The following is a 2788-nucleotide window of genomic DNA, read 5'->3' as shown; positions in this document are numbered from 1 at the left end:
CTGATCTTCCAGTCGACGTGGGACGACTTCGTCTGGCCGTTCCTCATCATCAGCAACACGGCGAAGGCCACCGTCCCGCTCGCCGTGCAGACGTTTCAGTCCGCCGAGACGTCGAACTTCCCCGCGCTGATGGCCGTGTCGTCGATCGCCTCCGTGCCGCTGACGGTGCTCTTTTTCATCTTCCAGCGGCAGATCATCGGCGGCGTCGCGACCACCGGGATGCGGCACTGATGCTGCGCCACACCACGCTGTTTCTCCACCGCGACACGATCGGCGAGGACCAGAAGCTGGCAATGTTGCGGGGCCTGGCCTTCTTGCGGATGGAGTGCGCCGCGGTGCGGGCGGGCGACTACGGAGACGACCTGTTCGGCGGCTCCAGTCCGCTGCTCGCGGTGCCGCCGTGGAAGCGCACGCCGCGCTGGCGCGCGCGCGGCGAAGGACCGCCGTGCAGCTACGACCTCGCGCTCCACCTCGACTTCGACGACGAGGCCGCCGCGGCCGCGTCCCTCGCTGGCGAGCGCTACCGGGCCGTCGCGCGGTTCAACGCGTCCGTCACGGTTCCGGAGCTGACCGCGCGCGTCGAATGGCGATACGACGGGGCGCCGCTGGTCCGCCGCGGGCTCGTGCGGCATACGGCGATGTTCCTCTGGGCCGGCGAGGCGGACGCCGCCGCGCGCTCGCGAGCACTGGCGGCGGCGCGAAACCTGGCCGAGGCCCCCGGCGTCGTGTCGGTCGTGACCGGCGAGAACTCCGGCCGGACCGCGGCCAACTTCGATTGGATGGCGGACGTGCAGCTGACGGACCCGGCGGCGGCCCGGACCCTGGTGGAGGGCCCGCGGTACGCCGCCGCGATGGGCAGCATTGCGCCGGCGACCAAGTACGAATGGACGGCGCGGGTCACCCACGTCATGCGGGGGTACTAGCGTGACGATCTCACCCGTGTTGCGGCGCGTCGTCCTGTGGCGGTGGAACGAGCGCGCCACGCCGGAGCACCGGCTGCGGGCGAAGGAGGGGCTCGCCTACATCAGCTACGCGAGCCGCGTCGATGCCGTGGACTTCGGGGAAGACCTCGGTCTGTCCGGGGCCGCGAACTACGAGCTCGCGCTGCTCCGGGATCACCGCGACAAGGCGTCGTGGGACGCGTACAACGACGACCCCCACCACTACCGGGTCGGCGGCTTCATCGACACGATCACGCACGACGAGCTGACAGCCCGGGCCGATTACCTCTACAGGGGGCCGGCGTCGGTCCAGGGCCGGGTGCGCCATCTGGCGCTCTACTCCTGGCGTGAGGGGGTCGACGCACCCAGCAGGCGTGACGCGCGGCGGGCGCTCGTCGCCTTGCGCGCCGACTGCGATGCCGCTCTTGCGCTCGAGGTCGCCGACGACCTGGGCTGGGCGAAAATGGGACGGGCCGACCTCGTGCTCGAGGTGCACTGCGCCGACGAGGGCGGCGCCCGGGCGTTCTTCGCGCATCCGGCATACCGCGAGGCCGCCGCGCTGCTCGACGGACTTACGCGCAGGGAGCGCACCGCCGTGATCCAGCATCGGATGCAATCCGGGTGAGTCCCGTCCAACCGGACGGAGGGCCGCAGGGGTGAGACCGGCGTGCGTCGAGGCGACGCGCTATGGACCGCGCATGATGTGCGACACGCGTGCCGTCCACTCGTACTTCGTCGCGGCGGCGACCGCGTCCATGGCGCGCGCGTAATGCGGACCGGCCAGAAGCCGTTCCGCGGCGTCGCGATCCGGAACCTGCACGTCCATGATCCAGTCGTAGTCGCTGACCAGCCGGCCGACGTTGGGGCCGAGCGTGACGGCTTCGACGCCCGGCGCGTCCGCGAGGCGGCGAGCGGCGTCGAGGGCGCGCTGCTTCGCGTCCTCCGGCACGCCGTCGGCCCACACGAACATCGCCGCGTGCTTGATGTGTCCCCGCCTGGTTGGCGCCTCGCCGTCGAAGTACCAGTCCACCCGCGCCGTGAGCTCGTCCCACGAGACCGCGCCGTTAAACACCGAGGCCGCTTTGTGGGTGGGGTGCGGGCTGTACAGCCGGTAGCCGTCCCAGTCATCGAAGTCGAGGTGGAGGGCCACGTCGTAGTTGGCCGGAGGGCCGTCCGCTCGGCGTCGCCAGACCGGCGTCGCCTCGAACGGCGGCGGGTCTTCGAATCGCCGCGAGCCGCCGAAGAGGTCCTCGCCGTAATCGCCCGACCTCACCATCGGGCACTCCAGCCGCAGGTAGGCCAGACCCTGCAGCATTTCCGCCTGCAGGGCCGGCGTGGTCGTGTCGCGCAGCCGCCAGATCACGGAGTGGCGAAGCATCCCGGGGGTATTTCTCGGCGGTGCGCGGCGCCGCCTGCATCCCTGCCTCACGCGTACTCAGATGTTCGATTGCTTACGTACATATTCAAACGCCGAGGAGTATAATTCGAGATGTCTTCCGAAAGAAAGGGACGGCGATGATTCCTGCCGCGTTCAGCTACCACGCCCCCACCTCGATCTCCGATGCGACCGCGTTGCTGGTACAGTACGGAGACAACGCCAAGATTCTCTCGGGGGGCCAGAGCCTCATTCCTTTAATGAAGCTGCGGCTGGCCAGCCCCGAGCACCTGATCGATATCAACCGCATCCCGGGGCTCGACTATGTTCGCGAGGCGGGCGGCGTGCTCTCGATCGGGGCGCTCGCCCGGGAGTCTGACCTCGAAGAGTCCGAACTCGTCAGAACACGCTTTCCCATCCTCCTCGACACGAGCAAAGTCATCGCCGATCCGCTGGTTCGGAATCTTGCCAC

5 protein-coding genes are annotated in these 2788 nt (G+C 69.3%); 4 read left to right on the top strand and 1 reads right to left on the bottom strand.

The window, feature by feature from the left end:
* The 3 genes from VFP86_18975 to VFP86_18965 form a co-directional block, all read left to right on the top strand.
* Positions 1-231 (top strand): carbohydrate ABC transporter permease (locus tag VFP86_18975; GenBank protein ID HET9001733.1); only part of this gene is annotated, 231 nt, incomplete at its 5' end.
* Positions 231-923, top strand: coding sequence for a hypothetical protein (locus VFP86_18970; GenBank protein ID HET9001732.1), 693 nt, complete (start codon positions 231-233; stop codon positions 921-923). The genes VFP86_18975 and VFP86_18970, both read left to right, overlap by 1 nt.
* A 1-nt stretch (position 924) precedes the next feature.
* Positions 925-1566 (top strand): Dabb family protein, encoded by a 642-nt coding sequence (locus VFP86_18965; GenBank protein ID HET9001731.1) that lies wholly within the window; start codon positions 925-927, stop codon positions 1564-1566.
* A gap of 60 nt (positions 1567-1626) precedes the next feature.
* Here the strand turns inward: VFP86_18965 and VFP86_18960 are convergent, their stop codons facing one another.
* Positions 1627-2319 carry a hypothetical protein gene (locus VFP86_18960; protein ID HET9001730.1) on the bottom strand — a complete coding sequence of 231 codons (693 nt, stop codon included), beginning with the start codon at positions 2317-2319 and terminating at the stop codon, positions 1627-1629.
* Between the two features lie 137 nt (positions 2320-2456).
* Between VFP86_18960 and VFP86_18955 the strand changes: the two genes are divergently transcribed.
* Positions 2457-2788, top strand: a 332-nt coding sequence (locus tag VFP86_18955) for an FAD binding domain-containing protein (GenBank protein HET9001729.1), incomplete at its 3' end; no start/stop codon positions are given.

It is taken from the genome of bacterium, from assembly GCA_035703895.1.
GTDB lineage: Bacteria > Sysuimicrobiota > Sysuimicrobiia > Sysuimicrobiales > Segetimicrobiaceae > Segetimicrobium.
This window is presented reverse-complemented; position numbering and strand designations above follow the sequence as displayed.